This window comes from uncultured Maribacter sp. (assembly GCF_963975365.1).
Classification (GTDB): Bacteria; Bacteroidota; Bacteroidia; order Flavobacteriales; family Flavobacteriaceae; genus Maribacter.
This window is the reverse complement of sequence record NZ_CAXBGF010000006.1, coordinates 182197-206701: the sequence shown is the minus strand read 5'-3', so window position 1 is coordinate 206701 and position 24505 is coordinate 182197. Positions and strand designations below refer to the sequence as shown.

General features: G+C 36.3%; 16 protein-coding genes and 1 pseudogene. 13 read left to right on the top strand and 4 right to left on the bottom strand.

What is annotated here, in order from left to right; translation table 11 throughout:
- Positions 1-6468, top strand: a pseudogene (locus AACZ49_RS09615) (hypothetical protein); the annotation flags it as partial.
- Positions 6469-6527: 59 nt separating this feature from the next.
- A complete protein-coding gene (locus AACZ49_RS09610) occupies positions 6528-7268 on the top strand; it encodes a hypothetical protein (RefSeq protein ID WP_339654013.1) in 741 nt (246 codons plus the stop codon).
- 362 nt (positions 7269-7630) lie between these two features.
- Here the strand turns inward: AACZ49_RS09610 and ppk2 (AACZ49_RS09605) are convergent, their stop codons facing one another.
- Positions 7631-8467: a polyphosphate kinase 2 gene (gene ppk2 / locus AACZ49_RS09605; RefSeq protein ID WP_339654011.1), complete on the bottom strand. Its 837-nt coding sequence runs from the start codon at positions 8465-8467 to the stop codon at positions 7631-7633.
- Between the two features lie 25 nt (positions 8468-8492).
- Positions 8493-9341, bottom strand: a complete 849-nt coding sequence (gene ppk2 / locus AACZ49_RS09600; RefSeq protein WP_339654009.1) for a polyphosphate kinase 2 — start codon at positions 9339-9341, stop codon at positions 8493-8495.
- 260 nt (positions 9342-9601) lie between these two features.
- On the opposite strand from ppk2 (AACZ49_RS09600), the gene AACZ49_RS09595 reads away from it, so the two are divergent.
- From AACZ49_RS09595 to AACZ49_RS09565, 7 genes are all read left to right on the top strand, one after another.
- The gene (locus AACZ49_RS09595; RefSeq protein ID WP_339654008.1) at positions 9602-10372 is read left to right on the top strand and encodes an outer membrane lipoprotein-sorting protein; all 771 of its coding nucleotides are present in this window, start codon (positions 9602-9604) and stop codon (positions 10370-10372) included.
- A complete protein-coding gene (locus AACZ49_RS09590; protein ID WP_339654005.1) occupies positions 10372-11592 on the top strand; it encodes an ABC transporter permease in 1221 nt (406 codons plus the stop codon). Before AACZ49_RS09595 ends, AACZ49_RS09590 begins: the two co-directional genes overlap by 1 nt.
- A gap of 2 nt (positions 11593-11594) precedes the next feature.
- Complete coding sequence (locus AACZ49_RS09585; RefSeq protein ID WP_339654002.1) at positions 11595-12812, top strand: FtsX-like permease family protein; 1218 nt, start codon at positions 11595-11597, stop codon at positions 12810-12812.
- 4 nt (positions 12813-12816) lie between these two features.
- Entirely contained in the window at positions 12817-13515 is a 699-nt protein-coding gene (locus AACZ49_RS09580; RefSeq protein WP_339653999.1) for an ABC transporter ATP-binding protein, read from the top strand.
- Between the two features lie 5 nt (positions 13516-13520).
- Positions 13521-14672, top strand: coding sequence for a hypothetical protein (locus tag AACZ49_RS09575; RefSeq protein ID WP_339653996.1), 1152 nt, complete (start codon positions 13521-13523; stop codon positions 14670-14672).
- 305 nt (positions 14673-14977) lie between these two features.
- Positions 14978-15898, top strand: a complete 921-nt coding sequence (locus AACZ49_RS09570) for a hypothetical protein (protein ID WP_339653994.1) — start codon at positions 14978-14980, stop codon at positions 15896-15898.
- Positions 15899-15998: 100 nt separating this feature from the next.
- On the top strand, positions 15999-16778 hold the full coding sequence (locus AACZ49_RS09565) for a hypothetical protein (protein WP_339653991.1): 780 nt from the start codon (positions 15999-16001) through the stop codon (positions 16776-16778).
- A 50-nt stretch (positions 16779-16828) separates the two neighbouring features.
- Here the strand turns inward: AACZ49_RS09565 and AACZ49_RS09560 are convergent, their stop codons facing one another.
- Positions 16829-18856, bottom strand: coding sequence for an NADPH-dependent 2,4-dienoyl-CoA reductase (locus tag AACZ49_RS09560; RefSeq protein WP_339653988.1), 2028 nt, complete (start codon positions 18854-18856; stop codon positions 16829-16831).
- Positions 18857-19343: 487 nt separating this feature from the next.
- Between AACZ49_RS09560 and AACZ49_RS09555 the strand changes: the two genes are divergently transcribed.
- On the top strand, positions 19344-20243 hold the full coding sequence (locus AACZ49_RS09555; RefSeq protein WP_339653985.1) for a neutral zinc metallopeptidase: 900 nt from the start codon (positions 19344-19346) through the stop codon (positions 20241-20243).
- Positions 20244-20507: 264 nt separating this feature from the next.
- Here the strand turns inward: AACZ49_RS09555 and AACZ49_RS09550 are convergent, their stop codons facing one another.
- On the bottom strand, positions 20508-21113 hold the full coding sequence (locus tag AACZ49_RS09550; protein WP_339653983.1) for a hypothetical protein: 606 nt from the start codon (positions 21111-21113) through the stop codon (positions 20508-20510).
- 489 nt (positions 21114-21602) lie between these two features.
- On the opposite strand from AACZ49_RS09550, the gene AACZ49_RS09545 reads away from it, so the two are divergent.
- From AACZ49_RS09545 to AACZ49_RS09535, 3 genes are read left to right on the top strand one after another with little or no spacing between them, the layout of a single operon-like run.
- Entirely contained in the window at positions 21603-21944 is a 342-nt protein-coding gene (locus AACZ49_RS09545; RefSeq protein ID WP_339653981.1) for a hypothetical protein, read from the top strand.
- Positions 21944-23065: a hypothetical protein gene (locus AACZ49_RS09540; protein ID WP_339653978.1), complete on the top strand. Its 1122-nt coding sequence runs from the start codon at positions 21944-21946 to the stop codon at positions 23063-23065. The genes AACZ49_RS09545 and AACZ49_RS09540 overlap by 1 nt, the downstream gene beginning before the upstream one ends.
- Positions 23055-24197 (top strand): ATP-grasp domain-containing protein, encoded by a 1143-nt coding sequence (locus AACZ49_RS09535; RefSeq protein ID WP_339653976.1) that lies wholly within the window; start codon positions 23055-23057, stop codon positions 24195-24197. The genes AACZ49_RS09540 and AACZ49_RS09535 overlap by 11 nt, the downstream gene beginning before the upstream one ends.
- Positions 24198-24505 lie beyond the last annotated feature (308 nt).

Sequence of the window (24505 nt, the reverse complement as noted above, 5' to 3'; positions counted from 1 at the left end):
GCCGAGGGTACGCTGGCTACAAACCTAACGAGCGAAGCAACAACAAGAGCTGCGGCGGACACCAAACTGACCAATGACCTGGCAGATGAAGTAACCCGAGCAACGACGGCCGAAGGAACTTTAGCAACGGACTTAGCCAATGAAGCAACCAGAGCAACGAATGCGGAAGGCACGTTGACAACGAATTTGGCAACGGAGGTTACCAATAGGACGAATGCGGATCTGTTAAAGGAAAACCTATCCAATAAAAGTGTGAGCCTAACAACGGACGGTGACTCCGACACGAAGTACCCAAGTGTGAAATCGGTAAAAACCTATGTGGATGCCAGCACCACAGCGGCAACGACGGATTTAAATGCAGAAATCACGAGAGCTTCCGCTGCGGAAAAAGTCTTAACGGATAATCTAGCCTTGGAAACCACCAGGGCAACAACCGCCGAAGGCGTAAACGCCACGGCAATAGCCACGGAAAAAACAAGAGCGGAGACCGCCGAGGGTACGCTGGCTACAAACCTAACGAGCGAAGCAACAACAAGAGCTGCGGATGACCTTACTTTGACCAATGCTATAACGGCAGAAGAAACGAGGGCTAAAGGCGTAGAGAACACGAATGCTACAGCTATAGTTACAGAAAGAACCCGAGCATTGGCCGCAGAAGGCACCAAAGAAAATACTGCGAACAAAAGTACGGATGGGACTTTATCGGGGAATTCAGATGTAAACTTTCCAACGGAGAAAGCCGTAAAAATATATGTAGATGCTGCTACAGCTGGCATTACTGATGCTGCGGGTTTGATAACAGAAGAAACTTTAAGGGCTACTAGTGCGGAAACGACTATAGCTTCGAATTTAAACACTGAAAAATCGAATAGAATTCTTGCTGACAACACTTTAACAACAAATTTACAGACTGAAGTGGATCGTGCCATATCCGCTGATGCTACCAAAGAAGATTTAATTAATAAAAGTACAAGTATTTCGGTTGATGAAACGTCAAATGATAAATACCCTAGTGTAAAAGCCGTAAAAACGTATGTGGATGCTAAAATTACAGCGACTAGTGATGCTAGTACAACAGCCTTGAATACATTGCAAGGTGATGTGGACCAAAATGAATCGGATAGTGATACGGCTGATACAACGTTACAAACTAACATCAATACATTAACAGCTACAGTGGCAACAAATGCGACAACCGCAGTAAATGCAACGGCTTTAAAAGAAGATGCAGCAAACAAATCTACAGATATCACTACTGATAGTGCTTCTGATGTGAAGTTTCCAACGGTGAAATCTGTAAAAACCTATGTTGATGCTGAAATTACAGCGACTAGTAGTACTAGCGCTACAGCGTTAGCAGCATTGCAAGCTGATGTAGACCAAAATGAAACGGATAGTGATGCTGCTGAAACAACCTTACAAACCAATATCAATACCTTAAGTACTGCCACCACAGCAGGTCTTGCTTTAAAAGAAGATGCGGCAAACAAATCTACTGATGTCACTACGGATGGTGCTTCTGATGTGAAGTTCCCAACGGTGAAATCGGTAAAAACCTATGTTGATGCTGAGATTACAGCAACTAATGGTACTAGCGCTACAGCGTTAGCAGCGTTGCAAGCGGATGTAGACCAAAATGAAACCGATAGTAATACGGCCGAAGCTACATTACAGACTAATCTTGCTTTAAAAGCAAATATCGCTTCGCCAACCTTTACAGGTACGCCTTTAGCACCAACTGCTTCAGCTGGAACGAATACAACACAATTAGCAACAACTGCATTTGTTTCTGAAGCTTTTGATACGGTGATTTCTGATGGTGTAGCGGCTCAGACGCTAACTATAGGTGACTTTGTTGGAGGTGGTGTTGTGTTTTGGGTAGATCCAGCGGATAACTCAAAAGGTCTAGTTAGTTCTATTGAAGACCAAAGCGATGGAATACAATGGTACAACGGCTCATATTTAACTACTGGAGCAACCGGAACAGCCGTAGAAACTGGTGCAAGTAACACAGATGCCATCATAGCCGTTCAAGGTGCTACAGAAACGAATTATGCTGCTGGCATAGCAAGAGCATACAATGGAGGTGGCTTTACCGACTGGTATCTCCCCTCAAAAGACGAATTATATCAGATGAGTATAAACAGAGGAGTTATTAATGGAATCGCCACGACAAATGGAGGCGTCAGTTTTGGTGGGGGCTCTAGAGCCTATTGGAGTTCTTCGGAGTCAGGTTCCGGTGCATCAGCATTGTTTTTTGGCAATAACTTTCAGCAGGTTTTAAATAAAAATACTATCAGAATGGTTCGTGCGGTTAGGGCTGTAGGTTTTCCAGCTATAAGTTCTTTAACTACAATTACGGAGGAACAAGCAACTCAAAATACAGCTATAGCTTTAAAAGAAGATGCCGCTAATAAATCTACAGATATCACTACAGATGGTGCTTCTGATGTGAAGTTTCCAACAGTGAAGTCAGTAAAAACTTATGTAGATGCTATTGATGCGGCAAGTGATATAGCCGATAATACGTTGCAAACAGAATTAAATGCCACACAAGCTGGTGCCGGGTTAGGAACTGATGGAGCTTATACTGCAAATAGTAGTGCGAACTATATCAGTACTTCCACATCTCTTGTTGATGCTACCGAAGATTTAGATGCACAAGTGAAAACGAATGCGGATGCTTTAAATTTAAAAGCAAATATTGCTTCGCCAACTTTTACCGGTACGCCTTTAGCACCAACCGCTACAGCAGGAACGAGTACAACACAACTCGCAACTACTGCTTTTGTAACCAATGCTGTGAGTACATCAGCTAATGACTTTGTCAAGCTAACCACCAACCAAACCATTGCAGGTACTAAAACCTTTAACTCTAATATACTTGTAAATGGTGTAACCGTTGGCGGCTCTTCAAATGCAACTTTTGTTGGCGCAAATACTTTAGCATCAGGAAGTATTGCTACTGCATTTGGTAAAGACACTAAAGCAACAGCAAGCGAAACTGTGGCAATTGGTAATTCATCTGAAGCTTCAGCAATAAAAGCAACATCATTAGGAAGCAATACCATAGCTTCTGGTACAAATTCTACAGCCCTAGGCCAAGGTGCTACTGTAGTAACAAACAACACAATTCAACTAGGAAATAGCGATGTTACCGATGTAAAAACAAGTGGAAAATTAACTACGGGCACTGTTACTTACCCAAATATACACAATGCAACTGCCGGTCAAGTACTAACTACCAATGCATCTGGTGTTGCCACTTGGGCAAATCTTGCACCAGCAACGTCTTATAGTGGTATTTTACCAGTTGCCAATGGTGGTACAGGTTCTGCCACGCAAAACTTTGTAGAATTAACAACCGCACAAACCATTGCAGGTGTTAAAACATTTAGTAGCAATGGGAGTTTTAATAGCGTAACCATTGGAAAAGGAAATGCTAGTGGTGCTTCCAACATAGCAATTGGTAATGGGGCATTAAATGCCGTAAGTACAGGACAAAGAAATACAGCTATTGGACAATCTTCGTTAAAAAGTTATGTTGGAACTTCAATTGACCAAAATACGAGTGTTGGGTACAACAACCTTCCAGAATTAACAACAGGAGGAGGAAACACATCTGTTGGAGCAGAATCTATGTTGGCTCTTTTAACAGGAACTAATAACACCTCAATAGGAAATCAATCTCTTATAAATGTGACTGGCAATGAGAATGTAGGAGTTGGTAAACGATCTGGTGACGTAGTAACTAGTGGTTCAAATAATACTTTTATTGGAACCAATGCTAATGCAACAGCTGGTAATGGTACTCAAGTTAATTCCACAGCTATAGGAAGCGGAGCAATTGTTTCAGCAAGCAACACCATTCAATTAGGGAATACAGCCATTACCAATGTAAAAACCAGCGGTACCCTAACAGCAGGAACGGTAACTTATCCAAAAGCACACGGTACAAGCGGACAAGTATTATCTACCACGGGAAGTGGCGCATTGACTTGGTCAACTCCAAGCACCACAGCTACGTCTTATAGTGGTATTTTGCCAGTTGCCAATGGAGGTACAGGTTCTGCCACGCAAAATTTTGTAGATTTAACCACCAACCAAACCATTGCAGGCAATAAAACATTCGCAGGAGACCTTAAGGTTGGAACTTATATGACCCTTGGTAAGGGAGGAGGAAACAATACGTATAATACTGCCTTTGGCGAAAGCGCCTTATCACAAAACACGACGGGTAGACTTAATACCTCTATTGGTTTTGAAACGCAAAAGATTAATATAACCGGAGAACAAAATACAGCTCTCGGGGCTTATGCACTAAAAGAAAATACAGCTTCCTATAATACCGCCTCAGGAAGTTACGCGTTACAATTAAATACCACAGGGCAATATAATGTGGCATTTGGTAGAGAATCATTGAAAGCCAATACTACAGGAAGCAAAAATACAGCGATAGGCCATAATGCAAATGTTTCTTTAAATAATTTAGAGAATGCAACAGCTATAGGTTATAATGCACAAGTAACTAACAGCAACACCATACAATTAGGCAATACTAATATCACCAATGTAAAAACAAGTGGTACTATTACCGCTGGCACCATTACGATACCAAATACAGATGGTACAAATGGACAAGTATTAAAAACTAATGGTTCTGGTGTTTTGGCTTGGTCAACCCCATCAGTAGCTGATAGTAGTACTTTTGTAGATTTAACAACGGCTCAAACCATTGCAGGAACAAAAACCTTTAGTAGCGACGCTTCCATTAATGGGATAAACATCGGTAGAGGTGGCGGAAATTTTAATACTAATTCAGCTATAGGGCTTCAAGCTTTAGCTGCCAATACATCAGGACAATATAATACCGCAACTGGTCTTCAAGCTCTAAGTAGGGTTAGTACAAGTAATAGCAATTCAGCTTACGGTTATAGGGCATTGGCTATTCATTTAGGGAGCAGTAGTTCAGCTTTTGGAATGAAGGCCCTTGAGGGTAACACAACTGGCAACTACAATACAGCAGTTGGTGAAGCAGCGCTCAAAAGCAACACTACAGCTTCAAATAACACCGCAGTTGGACAACAGAGTCTTTGGAGCAACATCACCGGAGCTGGGAATACGGCTCTTGGAAGACTTGCTCTTAAAAACAATTTAAATAATAATAATACGGCTGTTGGTTTGTCAGCACTTGTAACGAATACAACAGGCTATGAAAATACAGCTTTGGGTTCCCAAGCTGATGTAACTGTAGCCAACATAACAAATGCTACAGCTATTGGCTTTAAAGCGAAAGTAGCCAACACCAACACCATACAATTAGGAAATACAGCTGTTACCGATGTAAAAACAAGTGGAAAATTAACTACGGGCACTGTTACTTACCCAAATATACACAATGCAACTGCCGGTCAAGTACTAACTACCAATGCATCTGGTGTTGCCACTTGGGCAAATCTTGCACCAGCAACGTCTTATAGTGGTGTTTTGCCAGTTGCCAATGGAGGTACAGGTTCTGCCACGCAAAACTTTGTAGATGTAACAACCGCACAAACCATTGCAGGTACTAAAACCTTTAATTCAGATATTATGATAAGTACTTTAACTATTGGAAAAGGTAGCGGAGGCGATTATACCAGTGTGGCTATTGGTACAGATGCCTTAGACGTAAATACTACCGGCACAAGGAATACAGCTATTGGAACTTATGCTCTACTAAATACTACGGGTGGGAATAATACAGCAAACGGATATTATGCACTACAAACAAATACAACAGGATCTAATAATACAAGTATTGGTTCTTTCTCTGGTCCTGATGTTGGTAATTTAGTGAACAGTACAGCCATTGGCTTTGAAGCCAGAGTAACCAACAGCAACACCATACAATTAGGAAATACAGCTGTTACAGAAGTACGAACAAGTGGTTTGGTAAAAGGTAAGGCTTTTCATGCAACGGGACCTAATTACACAGGTTTAGAAGGTGGCTATTTAGTTTGGAACTTGTTACAACCAGGAAGTTCTAATTTTAGAGACGGCTACACTTCTTTTGTTAACAATAAAGGTGAAGGTGCTGGTGGTTTTAGATTTTATAATGTTTCAACTACCGTAGAACCTTCTATCGCACCTATAGTAGAAATTAATGCTAGTGGAGCTGTTACCGCAAACGGATTCATGAAATCTGGAGGAACTGCAAGTCAGTTTTTAATGGCCGATGGATCGGTTTCTACAGGCGCTGTAGCCGTTAGGGAAGTTGCAGATGAATTTACAGCAATCTTAGACCAAACCAGTTTTACGCTAACCCAAACGCCTTCTGAAAATAGCATGGTTAAAATGTATGTAAATGGTATTCGTATTAGTAACTCAGCCTATTCATGGGATGGTGCTACTTTAACATATACACCAGCTAGTAATGGAGGTTATTCAATAACTGCAGGCGACAGAATACAGTTTGATTTTTATTATTAATAGTTGTCTACTTTTTAGAAATAAAAAACATTATGGAATAATAATAAATATAGCTTAAAATGAAAAAAAGAAAAATTATTTTATTGATAACTTTGGTTTTAATTAAGTTTCAATTGAATGCACAAGTAGTAAATAAAAATGGACAACAAGTTTTAGAAAATGTACAAAACACAACAGATTTAAATAAGCCTATATCTACTGCAACCCAAACAGTCATTAATTTAAAAGCAAATTTGGCTTCACCTACCTTTACGGGAACTCCAACTGCTCCAACTGCAACTTTAGCAACGAATTCCACACAAATTGCTACTACCGAATATGTAGATTTATCTGTATCGACAGCTTTTTCTAATACAGGAATTCAAGCTGTTTATCCTGTGGGTTCTATTTATATTAGTACAATAAGTTCTAATCCTTCAACATCTCTTGGATTTGGAACTTGGGTAGCTTTTGGACAAGGCCGCGTATTAGTTGGTAGTGGTAATGGGTTCACAGGAGGCTCTACTGGTGGTTCAGCAGATGCTGTAATTGTGTCACACGGCCACGCATTTACAGGCAATGAGCTAGCACCCCATAATCACCAAATGTATCGTTCAAATAGTGGTTACAGTGGTGGAGGTGCTGATGCACCAATTGCCGACCCATCAACAGGAAACACGTCAAATTCACTTGTTACAACTGCAAGTGTAGCTAAATCAGCAGGAACGCCGAGTGGTACATTAAGTACAGAAGGTGTAAGCGGTACAAATGCTAATTTACAACCATATATAGTTATTTATATGTGGAATCGCACTAATTAATACGATTCAACTTTTAAGAATAAGCATTTTTGCTTATTCGGTTTTGAACCACGTTAACATATAATCCATCAAATAATGGAGGTTATGCATTATCTGCATCTGATAGAATACAGTTTGACTACTATTATTAAAATAAATTAGTATAGATGACAGTCCGTTTATTTTTTTAGGAATAGATTCATTTAATAAAAAGTTTATGAAACGCATTTTACAAATAAAGTCCTTGATTAAAAACTTGTTCCACCAATTACTTGGTTTTACCTATTTAATTTGTCCATAAGAATTCACAAATAGACAAGAACCATTAGTTGTAAGTTTATATCTTACACAGATGTATTCAACTTGATTCTTTTACATGAAATCTAAAGTTGTTCATCATTATCCTTTAAAATGGCTCTATGCTTTATATTTTCCTTGTCTTTAACTTCGTACGGAATTTTATTCAATATGTGTTCTAAAGCCGTAATTCTTGCAGATGTTTTCCTGTTCGCTTTAATAATTTTCCAAGGCACATATTTTTGAGTGTTCTTAAACATTAACTCTTTATATGACGTGTATTCATCCCATAAGGCCAAAGCCTTTCTGTCTACATCGCTATATTTCCACTTTTTAATAGGGCTAGATGTAATATCCTTAAAGCGACGCGCTTGCTCATTTTTAGAAATAGAAAAGTAAAGTTTCACTAGATGAATATCAGAAAGTAACATCATCCGTTCCACATCATTCACCGAATCCATGAAATTTTGATATTGTTTTCTCGTACAAAAGTTGTTCACTGGTTCTACCACGGCACGGTTATACCAGCTTCTGTCAAAGAATACCATTTCACCTTCACGTGGAAAACGATTAATGTAGCGTTGAAAATACCATTGACCTTCTTCTATCTCATCAGGTTTCGGCAAGGCTACTACCCGTACTTCTCTTGGCGGTAAATGTTCGGTAATACGCCTAATCGCACCTCCTTTACCAGCAGCATCACGACCTTCGAAAATAATCACCACCTTTTTGTTGTTTTTTACTACCCATTGCTGTAATACAAGTAATTCTTCTTGTAGTTTAGCCAAGCGTTTTTCATATTTGAGTGCATGTATAGCTTTTTTGGGGTCTAAAGAAGATTGTCTTAATAAGGCTAATAATCCCTTCTTGGAATTGATTGATTGCAGTTCTTTTTCTTTTAAAGGCTTTTGTACTTTACTCATATAACTAACTTAAAATAATTACTGCCTATATTTTTATCTGTTGTCTAAAAAACCGATGCACAATATTAGGGTCGGGTAATAGGTCTGGGCAATTAGAGCCCTTGCCATCATAATCGAATTGTGAAAGAACAAATTTGATGCTTTCTACACGCGCCAACCTTTTATTATCACTTTTTACAATAATCCAAGGGCAGAATGAGATGTGGGTACGAGCGAACATTTGATTTTTATAATAACTATAATCTTCCCAAAGATCCTGACCTTTTTGGTCGACCGGACTAAATTTCCATTTTTTTAAAGGATTTCCCAATCTATTATCAAATCGCTTTTTCTGTTCATCGATAGACACTGAAAACCAAAATTTAATAATCTTGGTGTCAGATTCATAGAGCATATGTTCAAATTCTGGCACTTGTACCATAAAACGTTCATATTGTTCTTTAGTACAAAAGTCCATTACCGGTTCTACAACGGCCCGGTTGTACCAACTACGGTCAAAAAAAACGATTTCACCTGCATTTGGAAGTTCCTTTATATAGCGGTTAAAATACCATTGTTTACGTTCGATCTCAGTAGGTTTATTGAGTGCTACGATTCGCATGGCACGCGGATTCAAATGCTCTGCAAAACGGCGTATAGTGCCACCTTTGCCTGAAGCATCCCGGCCTTCAAAGATGATGGCTATTTTTTTATCCTCTTTTTGAACCCATTTTTGAAAATCAACTAACTCAGCCTGTAATTGTAATAAAAGACGTTCATAATAATATTTGTCTAACACATCGGTGTAGAGGGGTATGCCGCTTTTAGATTGTTCTAGATACTCTAGTAAATCGGACTTGGATTTAAATTTTGCAAGTAGCGAATTATCGATCATTGGCTATGATTAAGACATAAAAATAAGGGGGAAAGTAGTTTAAAAACATGACAAAAGTCAATTGGTTATACCGTAAAACTACTGCTAAGTATTCAGTGTTTTCCAATTTTTAAGAAAATAGGTGCTAATTATTTTGTTTTCAATAATCACAAAATAATTGTTCGTGGCATAAGTACAATAGTCTATTATTTATATCATATAACTATTTAGGCTGATAATCATCATGTTTTTTATTCATATAGTCAATTAACTTCGACCATATGAAAAACTCACCACTCTTAATATTCACCATAAGTTTTATCATTTTCATAATGCCTATGGCAACAACTTATAGTCAACATGTTATTTCAGCAACGGAAATTGTTAAGAGGGCAGATGAAAACATGCGCGGTAATACTTCAGAGGCAGATATCACCATTAAAATAATCAGACCTACATGGAGCAGAGAAATGAATATGAAGGCTTGGTCTAAGGGTGATGATTATTCTATGATTTTGATTACTTCTCCGGCAAAAGAAAAAGGCACAGTGTTTTTAAAGCGAGATAAAGAAGTATGGAACTGGATTCCTTCCATAGAACGTAACATTAAACTTCCCCCCTCTATGATGTCCCAAAGTTGGATGGGAACGGACTTTACCAATGACGATTTGGTTAAAGAAGCATCTTCGATAACGGATTATGACCACAAACTTTTGGGGAAAGAGACCATCTCAAAAAAGGACTGTTATAAAATTGAAATGATACCCAAACCTTCGGCAGCCATCGTTTGGGAAAAAGTTATTGTATGGATAGATGTCAAGGAATTTTTACAGTTAAAAGCTGAATTCTATGATGAGGATGGTGAATTGGTAAATACTATGAATTCTAGCGAGGTCCAAGAAATTGGTGGCAGAAAAATAACTTCAAAAATTGAAATGTTTCCGGTTGATAAAGAAGGAAATAGTACCGTGATAATGTATAATGATATCATTTTTGACAAACCTATTCAGGATAATTTTTTCACTACCCGAAATATGAAACAATTGAAATAATGCTATTAAAATTGGCTTGGTTAAATATATGGCGCAATAAGCGTAGAACATTCATTACTGCCACCTCTGTGTTTTTTGCAGTGGTATTGGCTATCGTTTTTCGCTCGTTAACCGATGGTATTTATGATAATATGATTCATAATATGGTAAGTTATTCCTCCGGTTATCTACAAGTTCATCAGAAAGGATATTGGGATGAGCAATCCATAGACAATACATTTGAAGAAGATGAACAACTCTATCAAGAATTATTTGAAAACCCGAATGTTATACACCTAATGCCGCGTTTGCAGACATTTGCCCTAGCATCGTATACGAATAGAACAAAGGGTGTACTTGTTTTAGGAATAGATCCAGTTAAAGAAAAGGCAGTCAATAATCTTCATAAAAAAATCATAGACGGACACTATATTGAAACAGTTAATGATGATGCTGTGGTATTGGGTGAAGGTTTAGCATCACAACTTAAATTAAAAGTAAATGACACTTTAGTGCTTTTAGGACAAGGCTATCACGCAAGTAGTGCTGCAGCCAAGTATAGAATGAAAGGTATTATAAAATTAGGAGCCATAGAATTGAATAACAACGTCGTGTATATGCCTTTGCAACAAGCCCAATATATGCACGGAGCAGAAAACAGGTTATCCTCTATGTCTGTAATGCTAAATAATACAACCGATTTGGATAAGCTAAAACAGTCTCTGCTGGAATCTATAAATCCTAATAAATATGAAGTGATGACTTGGAAAGAAATGATGCCCGAAATGGATCAGTTTATTGAAGCGGATAGCACAGGTCATTACATCATTATAGGTATTCTCTATTTTATTATTTCGTTTGGTTTATTTGGAACCTTATTGATGATGATTTTTGAACGAAAACATGAATTGGGAATTCTTATTGCCATAGGAATGAAAAAACACTTACTAGGCTTGATCCTTTTACTGGAATCAATCATGATTTCGTTGATAGGGTGTCTTACCGGTGTTATTGTAGGTATTCTTGTTATAAAATGGTTTACAAGGTATCCTATTCATTTGACTGGAGAGTTGAAAGAAGTTTATGAAGATTGGGGTATTGAATCGATCATATACTTTTCCAGCAATGAGAAAATCTTTATTACCCAAACATTAATTGTTTTAATATTATCGACTCTACTGGCTTTATATCCTGGATATAAAGTGTTGAAATTAAAACCTATAGAAGCTATAAATAGTTAGTTATGATGTTTCAAATTGCTTGGCGGAATATCTGGCGGAACAGATCAAGAAGTCTGGTGGTAATAAGCTCAATTATTATTGGTGTGTGGGCTGGAATTTTCATTCTATCTTTTTCTTGGGGAATGTATAAAAATAACATCAACGAATCTGTTTATAAACAATTATCCCATCTACAGATACATCATCCAAAGTTTCAAAATGAGAACGATTCAAAATTCACTATAGCAAATAGTGATCAAGTAATGAGGCAATTTCAAAAAGATGCTCGCATAGCATCGGTAAGCTCGCGAGTCATTACCACAGGTATGATAACCTCGCCAACAACAGCAAGCGGTGTAAAAATTTATGGTATTGAACCAGCTTTAGAAATTCCTCAAATAAGATTGAATGAAAGTGTCATTCAAGGGGATTATTTTAATTCAGGAAAAGATAATGAGATGCTTATTGGCGAAAAATTAGCCAGAAAACTTAAAGTTAAGCTTAAAAGTAAAGTGGTATTGACCTTTACCAATACAAATACAGAAATTGTTTCTGCCGCTTTTAGGATAGGTGGGCTTTACAGATCAAAAAATAGTTCATTAGATGAAGTCAATGTTTATGTGCAACAAGAGGATTTAAGGGATTTATTGGGATTAAAGACTTCCGAAAGTAATGAAATAGCCATATTGATAAAAGATGAAACGCAACTGGATACAATTAAAAACTACAGTAGTAATTTGGTTAAAAAAGTGAAAATTGAAGATTGGAAGGAGTTATCACCGGAACTAGGTATGATTATAGAATCCTTTAACCTTTATACCTATATCATAAGTGGCATTATTTTATTGGCCTTAACATTTGGCATTATTAACACCATGTTAATGTCTGTATTAGAGCGAATTAGAGAACTAGGCATGTTGATGGCCATTGGACTGAATAAGCGCAAAATATTCATTATGGTTATGTTGGAGACCATTTATTTAACTGTATTAGGTAGTCCAATAGGCCTGTTTCTGGGATGGCTAACCGTTACACTCTTAGGAGAAACGGGTATTAACATTTCTATGTTTTCAGAGGGTTTAGCGTCCTACGGATTTAGTTCTATGATTTATCCGGCCTTAGATCAAGAGAAATATATAATTATCGTAACCATGTGTATTGTTACGGCAATTCTATCGGCTATTTATCCCGCTTATAAAGCTTTACAATTAAATCCTTCGGAAGCAATACGTAAAATTTAGAATTATGGCAAAAACGATTATAGATGCACATAATGTAAGTAAAACCTTCAATCCAAAGACAATTCCGGTCCATGCGGTGCAAAATGTTCATTTGCATATAGAAGAAGGAGAGTTTGTTGCGTTGGTTGGTCCTTCCGGCTCTGGGAAATCTACCTTGTTGAATATGATGGGCGGATTAGATGAGCCCACAATAGGCACTGTATTTATTGATGGCGTAGAAATAACAAAGCTATCGGAAAACAAGTTGATAGATTTTAGATTACACAATATTGGGTTTGTATTTCAGTCTTTTAATTTGATACCTGTACTTACTGCAAAAGAAAATGTTGGTTTCGTATTACAGCTGCAACATATGCCAAAAAATGAAAGGGTACAGCGTGTGTTGACCTTGTTGAAAGAGGTAGGTCTAGAAGATAAGATACACAGCAGACCAGGCGAACTATCAGGCGGACAACAACAACGTGTTGCCGTAGCAAGGGCCTTGGCCTCAAAACCAAAAATTATACTGGCAGATGAACCTACGGCTAATTTAGATTCAAAATCAGCAGCCAACTTACTGGATATTATGGCAAAATTGAACAAGGAAGAGAAGATCACTTTTTTATTCTCAACACACGATCAGCGGGTCATAAAAAAAGCTAGGCGCGTCATTACCTTGGTAGATGGTAAAGTAGCATCAGATGTGCAACAAACACCAACTTAAAACTAATGAAAGCTATATGTTTCACATATCTAATGGTGTTTATAAGCTATAGCCTATTTGCTCAAGAAGATAAGCAACAACAATTGATTGTTGCTGGTTATGTTAAAAATCTTCATGAATTTAGTTTAATCGACAATTTGGATACGTTGCAATGGACAACTTTTTTACATAATCGTTTCAATTTCAAATATATCCCTTCAGATAAAATTACGGTAAGACTAGAATTGAGAAGTAGATTGTTTTATGGCGATAATGTCAAGAACTTTAATGGGTTTTCAAATTTTATTTCACAAGATATTGGCATGGTCGACCTATCCTGGAATGTCATCGATACTAAAAATATACTTTTTAACTCAACGATTGATAGGGTATTGGTAAATTATACAAACGGTGATTGGGATTTTACTTTGGGTAGACAACGCATTAATTGGGGAATGAATTTAGCATGGAATCCAAATGATATTTTCAATACGTACAATCTATTCGATTTTGATTATGAAGAACGACCGGGGAGTGATGCCATTCGTGTTCAATATTATCTAGGTGATTTCAGTAAGGTAGAAATAGCGACAAAAAAGGGTAGGGATAAGGATGATTTCATTTTAGCCGGCATGTACAAACTCAATAAAGGCTCTTATGATATTCAATTCATATCTGGAATCTACCAAAAAGATTGGGTCATTGGTGCTGGTTGGGCTGGAAATCTAAAAAACACAGGATTTAAAGGAGAGCTTACTTACTTTGTTCCGTATGAAAGTTATTTTAATTCTAAAAATGTGTTGAGTACTTCTGTTTCTGTTGACTATGGATTTAAAAAAGGTCTCTATATAAACGGTTCAGTTTTATATACTAGTTCTAATAATAAAGCAACTAATAATTTGGGGACATTGGTTTACACCAATTTAAGTGCGAAAAACTTAATGCCTTTTGAATTTTCAGGATTTTTACAATTGGCCAAAGAATTCACTCCTATTTTTAAAGGAACTTTAAGTACCATTTATTCACCTAATAATCATTCGGTAATTGTAATTCCCAGTATTGGGTATTCTATAGTTACCAATTTGGAAGTGGATGTTACGGGACAATCCTTTTTTGAATTTGAAAATTATAAAACTTTAGGGAATAGTATGTTCGTACGATTACGTTGGAGTTTTTGAGTGTATTATGAAATAAAATCTTGATATTTTGTTTCATACTTATTTCATCATTATGTAGTTATTAAAATTTAGATACGATAGACAATACCCTACAATGCCAATAATGTCGTGTGCTGAACTTACCACGACTACTATTAACATGTTCAAATTTTTTAGTATGTTGCATCAATACATTTCACAGTTGCCTTAACTTTTAATCAGGAAATTAAGTTGGTGATTGTGTTACCTTTGTAGTTGTATCAGCAGGTCTAAATATACTGCCCTATAGTTGCTACAAGGTTAGTTAGGCCAATTTTAAATCGTCAATGCAAGCTTTAGATATGAAAATAATCCCATCAAGAATATTGCTAAAGAAAACCATTACGTGGATTGCATGTAAAGTTCTAATAGGCCTTATGTTTATGGGTTGTTCTTCGATAAAAAAAAATAAGCAGAAAACAATCCATAAGAATTCCAATCAAAATACTACTCAAGTATATAATAATGGCAATACAGCTACGGCAACACATCATTATGATTTTGATGATCATGAATTTATAAGTCTAATACCGGCGCTAAAAAAAGTAAAAACATCCAATGCAATAGATTCTTTGTCACAAAATGGTTCTAGTACATCGTACAACGAATATGAATCAGCAACTATTTTAAAAAGAAATAGCCCAGTGGGCGATAAAATAGTAGAGAATTATACCAATAGTGATAATAAAGAGCCAAATGGTCATTGCCTTTCCGTAAGTAAAGGCCGATTTGAACAAGCCTTTAAAGAGGTTCATGGTCATTCGTTCTATCAAGATTTACCTGCTAATATGGCCACAAAATCATACACACCCAAACAGGTGTTTAATCTGATATACGATTCAGCTTCAGACACACGAGAAGGATGGCGAAGCCTACCAGAAACATATAGGGGTAAGGGAAATGCTGGTGCTATTGCCTATGCCGGAATGGGTACTTTGGTTGATTCAACCGGAATTTGGAGTGGCCAATTACAACCCGGTGCACTCATGCAAGTATGGCGGTTTAAAGACGATTATGAAAAAGTAGTGCAAGGCGTAAATGTTAAAAATCTGGATCCTTATGGACATTCCTTCATTTTCATAAGCTATGTGCGCGATGATAAAAAAACTATTATAGGCCTTAAAATTGCCGATCAAGGTTTTCAAAGTTACAGACCTCTTGTACCAAGAGATTATGAAGTATGGTGGGCCGTAAATCTAAGTATTTAGAAGACAGTTGAAAAGTAAAATTTAAGTTTAACATTTTTAATATAATTTCTTCTTAGCGAATACGTTACAATGACAGTTCCTTATTCCTAAATCTAAAAAAATGCTATTATTTTCGTTACTACTTTCATTAGGCTTTACAAACGAAATACCACATAAAATAGAAGAGGTAGCAGTACCTTATTTGGCTACTGAAAAGCCCTTACCTGTATTAAAACCTTGGGATTTTACTGAAGAGTTAAACCTTGATTTTAAAACAGATTTAGATAGCATTGCTGAATCTTATGCCAATACCAAAGTAAATACTAGTGAACTTCGTTTGCGTTTAAAAGAAGGTCTTCAATCGGGTACTATTTCTTTTGACCATATTAAAACAGAATTTACAAACCAATTAGTAAATAAGATTATACCTCACTGGTATGGTACTCCATGGAGTTTTGGTGGTCATACTACCATACCTAATCAAGGTAAAATAGCTTGTGGTTATTTTATCTCAACCACCTTGCGCGATATGGGTCTAAAACTTAATAGATATACATTAGCTCAAAAATCACCTTTAGATGAAGCTAAAATGATCAGTTGCGGCTCAGAAATCAATAAGGTGGTTCAAGATACACCTGAAAAAGCCTTTGAAGAGATTGATGGCTTAACCAAAGAAGGACTCTATTTTATAGGTTTTGATGAGGGACATGTGGGCTATCTTTTAAAGCGTAAAGGCCAACTATTTCTAATTCATTCCAACTATCTTAATCCAGTGTCGGTTTGTATAGAAACCCTTAAAGAATCACGTGTTTTTAAGCGTTTTAACAAATTTCATCTGGTAGACATTTCTCATAACGATACGCTTTTGCAACGTTGGTTAGACAATGGTACCGTTTTGTGATTTTATGGCAATACCAGTAGAAAAAACCTAATAATTATCGTTCAACCTCCCTATATTTCAGCAGCTAATCTACTTGCTTGATTTATTGCACGTTTTGCGTCTAACTCAGATGCAAAATCTGCACCACCAACAACATGTACTTTAATACCTGCTTCTTCTAATGGTGCGAATAGTTCTTTATTGGGTAATTGACCTGCGCAAATGATTATAGTATCAACTGCCAACACTTTTTGTTCTTCCTTTTGCATATAATGCAAGCCTTGGTCATCAATTTTGGTATACTTTACATTGTTAATAAACTGTACATTTTTCTTTTTCAAAGTAGAACGATGTATCCAACCTGTGGTCTTGCCTAAATTGGCACCAAATTTACCTTTGCTACGTTTGAACATAAAAATTTCTCGTGGTGATGGATGAACCACTGCTTCAACCCCTTCAATTCCACTTCTTGCGGTCATGGTTTTATCTATTCCCCATTCTTTTAACCAAGCATCAATATTCAAGGAAGTGCTTTCACCCTCATGTGTTATGTATTCTGATACATCAAAACCAATGCCTCCTGCACCAATAACGGCAACCCTTTTACCAACCGGATTTTTTAACTTTAGAACATCTATATAGTTTACCACTTTAGGATGGTCAATGCCTTCGATTTTCGGAGTTCTTGGTTGAATTCCGGTTGCTAATATCACTTCATCAAAATTGCCATTTTTTAAATCTTCTACCTGTACCCGAGTGTTTAGTTTTAGGGTTACCTTATGCAATGCGATTTGGGTATTGAAATAACGAATGGTTTCGTAAAATTCTTCTTTGCCAGGAATTTGCTTCGCCATATTAAATTGTCCGCCAATCTCTTTATCAGCTTCAAAAAGGGTAACGTCATGGCCGCGTTGTGCGGCAATGGTAGATGCGGCTAATCCTGCAGGACCAGCACCTACTACGGCAATCTTTTTCTTTTTCTCGGTAGGAAAATAATTTAATTCCGTTTCATGACATGCCCTCGGGTTTACCAGACAACTCGCTACTTTTTGTTGAAAAACATGGTCTAAACAAGCTTGATTACAACCAATACACGTATTTATTTCATCTGCTTTATTTGCTGCTGCTTTATTTACCCATTCTGGATCCGCTAAAAATGGTCGAGCCATCGATATTAAATCTGCATGACCCTCTGTCAATACCTTTTCGGCCGTTTCTGGCATGTTAATTCTATTCGATGTCACTAACGGAATAGTTAGTTCTTCTTTCATCTTTTTAGTTACCCAAGTAAATGCAGCCCTGGGTACCGACGTTGCAATGGTGGGTATACGTGCCTCGTGCCAACCGATGCCTGTATTTATTATCGTAGCACCGGCTTTTTCAATTTCCTTGCCTAATGTAACTACTTCTTGCCAAGAGCTTCCTTTTTCCACTAAATCTAACATCGATAACCGATAGATGATTATAAAATTGGTTCCTACAGCTTCACGTGTTTGTTTTACTAGTTCTATGGGTAAACGCATACGGTTCTCATAATTTCCGCCATACGAATCTGTCCGTTTGTTTGTTCTTTCTGTAATAAATTGATTGACTAAATACCCTTCAGAACCCATAATTTCTACACCGTCATACCCTGCTAATTTTGCAAGTTTGGCAGAATTTACAAAGTCACGAATGGTTCGCTTAATACCTGATTGCTTTAGTTTAAAAGGTTTAAAAGGACTAATAGGTGATTTTAATGCAGTAGGGGCAACCACTAAGGGATGATAGCCGTACCGCCCAGAGTGCAAAATTTGCATACATATTTTACCCCCTTCATTATGTACGGCATCTGTAATGACTTTGTGGTGTTTTGCGTGTTTTTTTGTACTCATACAGGCCGAAAATGGAGCGGTCCAGCCTTGTATATTAGGCGAAATTCCGCCGGTAACTATTAAACCAGCGCCACCTTTTGCACGTTCTGCATAATAGGTGGCTATTTTTTCTAAACCATTTTTTTTCTCCTCTAAGCCGGTATGCATAGAACCCATTATAATACGGTTTTTAAGGGTAGTAAAGCCTAAATCTAAGGGTTCGAATATATGGGTGTACTTGGTCATTTTCTTTATGGTTTGATAATTACTATGCACGCATAATAAGTGGTAAGTTACGTTTTTTTATTCTGAATAAGCTTTATATGCATGCGCATCTAAGGTTTTAAATGCCGTATTATTTTGCTAATATATGTATCATAAAAACCTTTTCTCACTACGTATTAAAACAATAGGTTTTCAAAGACATTATTATATTGAGGTGCCTTTTGGTAAAAGGAAATAAATCGCAATTAATTATTAGCTAGCAAGACAAAGCTTTTAATTTAACCTAAGGGAGGTACAATGCGATTTTTCAGAATAAGAAAGATTCGGATTCCATTATATAGGGTTTCAAGACATTTAAATAAAGTAATTTATATATTCATTGTCAAAAAACTTCCAATTTTTAAAATCTAATTTTCGAGGAAAAAATTTATTTTCTAAGGATAATTTTTCAATCTTTAAAAAGTTCGGAAACCTTATATTTGAATTAATTATTTAAAAGAGTGCTAGTATGAAATGGCAAGGTAGACGTCAAAGTTCAAATGTAGAAGATCAAAGGGGTAAGTCTAGTTCAAATAGGGGTTATGGTGGGTTTAGTCCTACGTTGCTAACTCCTTTGCTAAAGTTACTTTTTTCAAAAGTAGGTTTGATCATTGTAGGGTTGTTCCTGGTATTCTCTTTTGTTACCGGTAATAACCCAATTACCTTGATTAGCAATTTATTTTTAGGCGGGGGCGGACAATCCGTTCCATCCGGAAATTATAAAGGTACGGCGGAGGAAAATAAATTGGCCGACTTCAGTGCTATCATCTTGGCCAGTACAGAGGATGTATGGAACAATACCCTCCAAAATTATAGGGAACCAACCCTAGTTTTATTTTCAGGGTATGTGAATTCCGCTTGTGGTTCCGCTTCAAGTGCTACAGGCCCTTTTTACTGTCCTGGTGACGAAAAACTGTATTTGGACCTAAGCTTTTTCAAGGATATGGAAAAACGGATGAATGCCCCAGGCGATTTTGCCCAGGCGTATGTTATTGCTCATGAAGTTGGGCACCATATTCAAAAACTCATGGGCACCATGGCCAAATTAGATAAACTTCGTGGTCAATTAAGTGAGACCGAATTTAATAAGTATTCTGTGCGCTTAGAACTTCAAGCAGATTTCTTGGCAGGTGTTTGGGCAAAACGTTCCCAGCAGATGACCCAAATGATGGAGAATGGCGACCTACAGGAAGCTTTGAATGCTGCAAACGCCATTGGTGATGACCGTTTACAGAAACAATCCACCGGTAGGGTAGTACCAGATTCCTTTACCCACGGTACTTCTGAACAGCGGATGCGCTGGTTTAAAAAAGGTTTTGATACTGGTGATATTTCTCAAGGTGATACGTTTAACGCGCAATCCCTTTAATGTGAGTATGAGCGATTGTTAAATGCTTTAATATTAAAATTACTACCCTAAGAAAATAACTATGCCCAAATTAAGGGCTAGCTTTTAAATGGCATTGACAAGTGGTGGTTGAAAATGGTACTTAAAATACGATGTAAAAAGTAAATATCCAGTAGCGGTATCGAAGTTTTGGTTTTGGAATTAACGGTAATGACCACTTCAAATAAGCAGGTCGCTGATATAAAAAAGGGATTGGTACCATTAAAACAAACTACAATTACAGTCTTATTTTTCACCACAAAATTGATTGTAGTAGGCAACCACGTCCAAAGGGTTTTTAATGCTATTGTTATTTATTTTTTTAACTAGGTTGGGGCAATCAAAAAAATAACGGGTAAGTCTTTTCTTCTTTAGGCCAAAAAATCCTTGTGTAGCGCGTTCAAACGTATTTTCCCCATATCGTTTAAAAAGTTCAAAATAGTCTACATAAAAATTATCATCCTGAATGTATTCCTTGGCATAGCAACTTAATTTCCCCTTTACCATCACTTTTAAAAAGATTTTTTCGCCATACCCGTCATGATTACTATAATCAAACTTTAAAAATTCTGTTTCTTCCTTATACCAAAATGATTCAAAACTATTTATCCCTTTTTTGTACGCTTTAATATCATATGCGCTGTACCGGCTGGTCTTTTTATTTTTTCTAAATCTTATTTTATGGTATAATTTGTCATCAGTTCTATCTTTAATTTTTCCATAAATCGTATCGTTATTATTTAAAATAATATATCCAGGTTCATATTCATTTTGTGCATTTGTAGTAGTTGTGAGGAAAAACAATAGTAATCCAAAATAAGATGGCCATTTTATTTTTACTGTGTTGATCATATTATTTTTGTTTTAAGGATTTCAACATACGGCTCAAAATATATTCCAAAGTAGAACTGAGCCATTTTTATTCGTTAAATGGTTCTCTTTAAAGAGTATTATACCTTGTCTAATAAGTATTACCGTTGTATCATCATGTTCTGCGTTAGGTAACTTGAGTTTGAGTAAAAACGAATGTCGTTACTAATGTTTCTCAAAAATTTTCATGCTAAATAGTTTCTTATTCGATGTTAATCGAACACTTAATATGCGACTAGTCTGCACTGAGGGCAGTCGAAGTGTAGGAGGGAAGTAAAATGTGTGTGGAATAATATTTACGATAGAATATCAAAGTACTACGCTATTTTAGATCTGAGTTATATATAATAATGGGTAAAAAAAATTTTGTCGATAACATTGTGGGTTAGAACGAATTTTTAAATTAGTTGTGAGTCAATACTCCTGTACTTCAATACATTTATATACTAAATCGACCAAAACAAAACCTAAATGAAATTCAAGTATGCCCTTGGAATGCTTTTCCTTCTATTACAAATAGGTACTATTATATATGCCCGATTTGTTCCGGAACGATATTTTTGCTGGGCACCGTATGATGAACATACCAAATATGCCATTTCTATAAAAATAAATGGTGAATTACTTTCAAAGCAACATATAAAAAAAAGATACCATTACCAAGCAGTTGGTTGGGAACCAAGAGCAATAGAAAATGTTTTCAATTTAATATGGGAATATGAGACGACCTATGGAATAGACGATAATGCGCAGGTACAAGTGCACTACAGTACTAATGGTCATGAAGAAAAGGTATGGAAATTTCCAAAATAATGAACAGTCTTATAACGCAACGATTCTTTCCATTCAGAGTTACGAATACCGCTATGCTGCCCAATATTCTTTTATTGTGCAAGCTTGCTTTTATCATGCTTTGCCTATATGGTTTTGTGGGTGACATCAATGATCCTCATGTCCCATTTATTAAGGTTCTTGACCAATTTCACAAAATTTCAAATGTATTTAAAGTCGTTTGCAGAGTCACGTTTGTGACAGCAGGCGTGTTATTGTTGTTTAATGTTAGGGTGAGAGCTATGGCTTTTTTAATGGGAATAACAATAGTATTGGTTTTACTTTCTTCAAAACCAATGTTTAGAAATCATCTTTTCATATTAGGTTGTTTTTTTTTATTAGCAGGATTATCAGATAGGAAGCACAGTCCTTGGTTATTATATGTTCAGTTTGCACTAATATATTTTGGGGCGGTAATAAATAAAGCACCTCAAATGGATTGGTGGACCGGACAATTTATGGACAATTGGTTACGGAATGCCCGCGAGAACCAGACTTATATTACTATTGCTTCAAGCCTTCCAGATATGATGTTTGCAAAGCTTTTATCATGGAGTTCTATGTTCATTGAATTTGCCATAGCCCTATTAATATTAAATAAGAAAACACAAAAAATTGCAGTTTGGACCATTCTTATTTTCCACACTTTACTCTATACCTTAACTATTGATCGATTTGGTCATTTTTATGAAGATATTGTCTTAGGATTACTCATTTTTTTAAATTGGCCTAAGGAAAAGCTTTGGGTAGCGATAGATGACAAAAGATATATGAAATTAAAAAAGGTACTTGTTAGCCTAAATTTTAATGATCACATAATCTGGAGTAAAGCTAGCCCCAAATTGGAATCTAATTGGTTTGAAATATGTACTACTGAAAAAGTAGCTTTTAATTGGAGCGGTATTCGCTTATTTTTAATGTACAGCAGTAATTTTTATATATTTCTATTTGGGTTAGATTTTCTTGACCGTTTCACCACTCGCTTTCTTTTTAACAATGAAGTCATGAATATGATACAGGTTACCATGACCTGGGCAGTTCTACTATTTTTCTTTCCGATGATTTGGAAAAACAAAAAATTAAAGGTTACAAATGAAAAATAAAAAGTGTATATCGATATTGATTCCTGATGGTCAAGACTTTTTAGCAGTACCTGTCATAAATTGTTTAGCATCTTCATATCAGTTCAAAATATATCTGCTTTCCAATCTAAAATACACGCCTTTGCGTTTTTCAAGGTTTGTGGATCACTTCTTATTTTCTCCAAAAACTGAAAATGATGAAGATTGGATCAATACGATTGACAAAATAGTTGAAAATCATGATATTGATTTCATTTTGCCCGTATCTGAGGATAGTATTCGAAAACTAATACTACACAAGAGCAAATTAAAAGCGGCAAAAAAGTTAATGCTATTACCTGAGCTTGACAATTTTGATACCGCTAATGATAAAGCACTACTGTCTCAGCATTTACATACGTACGACATTCCACATCCTAAAGGATGCTTAGTATCAAATATGGCGGAATTGAACAAAATAGCAACATTAAATTTTCCTGTAATAAGTAAGCCTACAATAGGGTATGGTGGGGGTAAGCATATCCATCTTTTTAAAAACATGGATACGCTTAAAACCCATTTTAAAAATAATAATTTTTTAGGGATACACATTATTCAAGAATATATAGAAGGGTACGATATTGATTGTAGCGTATTGTGTAAAGCAGGTGAAATTTTAGCTTACACCATTCAAAAAGGTATTGTTAGTGACGCCTCTGGTTTTTCACCTTCTAATGCACATGTCTTTGTTCAAGAACCCAAGTTGTTCTCCGTGGTAGAAAAGCTCATAAAAACGCTTAATTGGTCCGGTATTGCACACATTGATTTGAGATTTGACGAGAATGCACAACAATTCAAGGTTATTGAGATTAACCCTAGATTTTGGTTATCGGTCGAGGCATCCTTAAATGCTGGGTTCAATTTCCCAGAATTATCTCATAAAATTAGTATGGGCCATACTTTTGAGAGGCCAAAAGTAAATGAATGTACCTACTGGAGCCTAAGGGGCCTAAAATTAAAAGTAAAACAAGAAAAGAAAGTTTTACTTAGGTGGAAATTTATGTTGACACATACCGGTTTAAAGTTTGTCATTAAAGACCCTGTTCCAATAATTTACAGGTTTTTTGCCCTAAGATTCGGGAAAATAAAATCAGTACATGAATTCCCTAATTGATTGCTATCTTTAATATACTATAATCTCCTGCGTTAGGTAACTTGAGCTTTGGTTACAACACAAAAAGAAAGAGTTACCTCTTTATTTTTTGAGCGCGATGGTGAGAGGGTTAAGTTGTTACCATCTTCCTGGATCTTTTTCTTTATAAAAATTTTCTTCCGTTAAGGTAATGACATTGGAGCAGGAGATGCATAAACACCTTTAAAACAACAAAACCTTGTGGATTAACAATAATTATGCGAGTCGACGATAGGAGAAGAGTGATATATGTGTGTGAAATGGTTTTTAATTATAATCACATTATACAA

Bases quoted from the DNA above. Each gene is read 5' to 3' on its own strand.
- AACZ49_RS09550 (WP_339653983.1), bottom strand. From the start codon at position 21,113: ATGATCAACACAGTAAAAATAAAATGGCCATCTTATTTTGGATTACTA.
- ppk2 (WP_339654009.1), bottom strand. From the start codon at position 9,341: ATGATCGATAATTCGCTACTTGCAAAATTTAAATCCAAGTCCGATTTA.
- AACZ49_RS09575 (WP_339653996.1), top strand. From the start codon at position 13,521: ATGAAAGCTATATGTTTCACATATCTAATGGTGTTTATAAGCTATAGC.
- AACZ49_RS09595 (WP_339654008.1), top strand. From the start codon at position 9,602: ATGAAAAACTCACCACTCTTAATATTCACCATAAGTTTTATCATTTTC.
- AACZ49_RS09565 (WP_339653991.1), top strand. From the start codon at position 15,999: ATGCTATTATTTTCGTTACTACTTTCATTAGGCTTTACAAACGAAATA.
- AACZ49_RS09585 (WP_339654002.1), top strand. From the start codon at position 11,595: ATGATGTTTCAAATTGCTTGGCGGAATATCTGGCGGAACAGATCAAGA.
- AACZ49_RS09560 (WP_339653988.1), bottom strand. From the start codon at position 18,856: ATGACCAAGTACACCCATATATTCGAACCCTTAGATTTAGGCTTTACT.
- AACZ49_RS09590 (WP_339654005.1), top strand. From the start codon at position 10,372: ATGCTATTAAAATTGGCTTGGTTAAATATATGGCGCAATAAGCGTAGA.
- AACZ49_RS09540 (WP_339653978.1), top strand. From the start codon at position 21,944: ATGAACAGTCTTATAACGCAACGATTCTTTCCATTCAGAGTTACGAAT.
- AACZ49_RS09545 (WP_339653981.1), top strand. From the start codon at position 21,603: ATGAAATTCAAGTATGCCCTTGGAATGCTTTTCCTTCTATTACAAATA.
- ppk2 (WP_339654011.1), bottom strand. From the start codon at position 8,467: ATGAGTAAAGTACAAAAGCCTTTAAAAGAAAAAGAACTGCAATCAATC.
- AACZ49_RS09555 (WP_339653985.1), top strand. From the start codon at position 19,344: ATGAAATGGCAAGGTAGACGTCAAAGTTCAAATGTAGAAGATCAAAGG.
- AACZ49_RS09580 (WP_339653999.1), top strand. From the start codon at position 12,817: ATGGCAAAAACGATTATAGATGCACATAATGTAAGTAAAACCTTCAAT.
- AACZ49_RS09535 (WP_339653976.1), top strand. From the start codon at position 23,055: ATGAAAAATAAAAAGTGTATATCGATATTGATTCCTGATGGTCAAGAC.
- AACZ49_RS09610 (WP_339654013.1), top strand. From the start codon at position 6,528: ATGAAAAAAAGAAAAATTATTTTATTGATAACTTTGGTTTTAATTAAG.
- AACZ49_RS09570 (WP_339653994.1), top strand. From the start codon at position 14,978: ATGCAAGCTTTAGATATGAAAATAATCCCATCAAGAATATTGCTAAAG.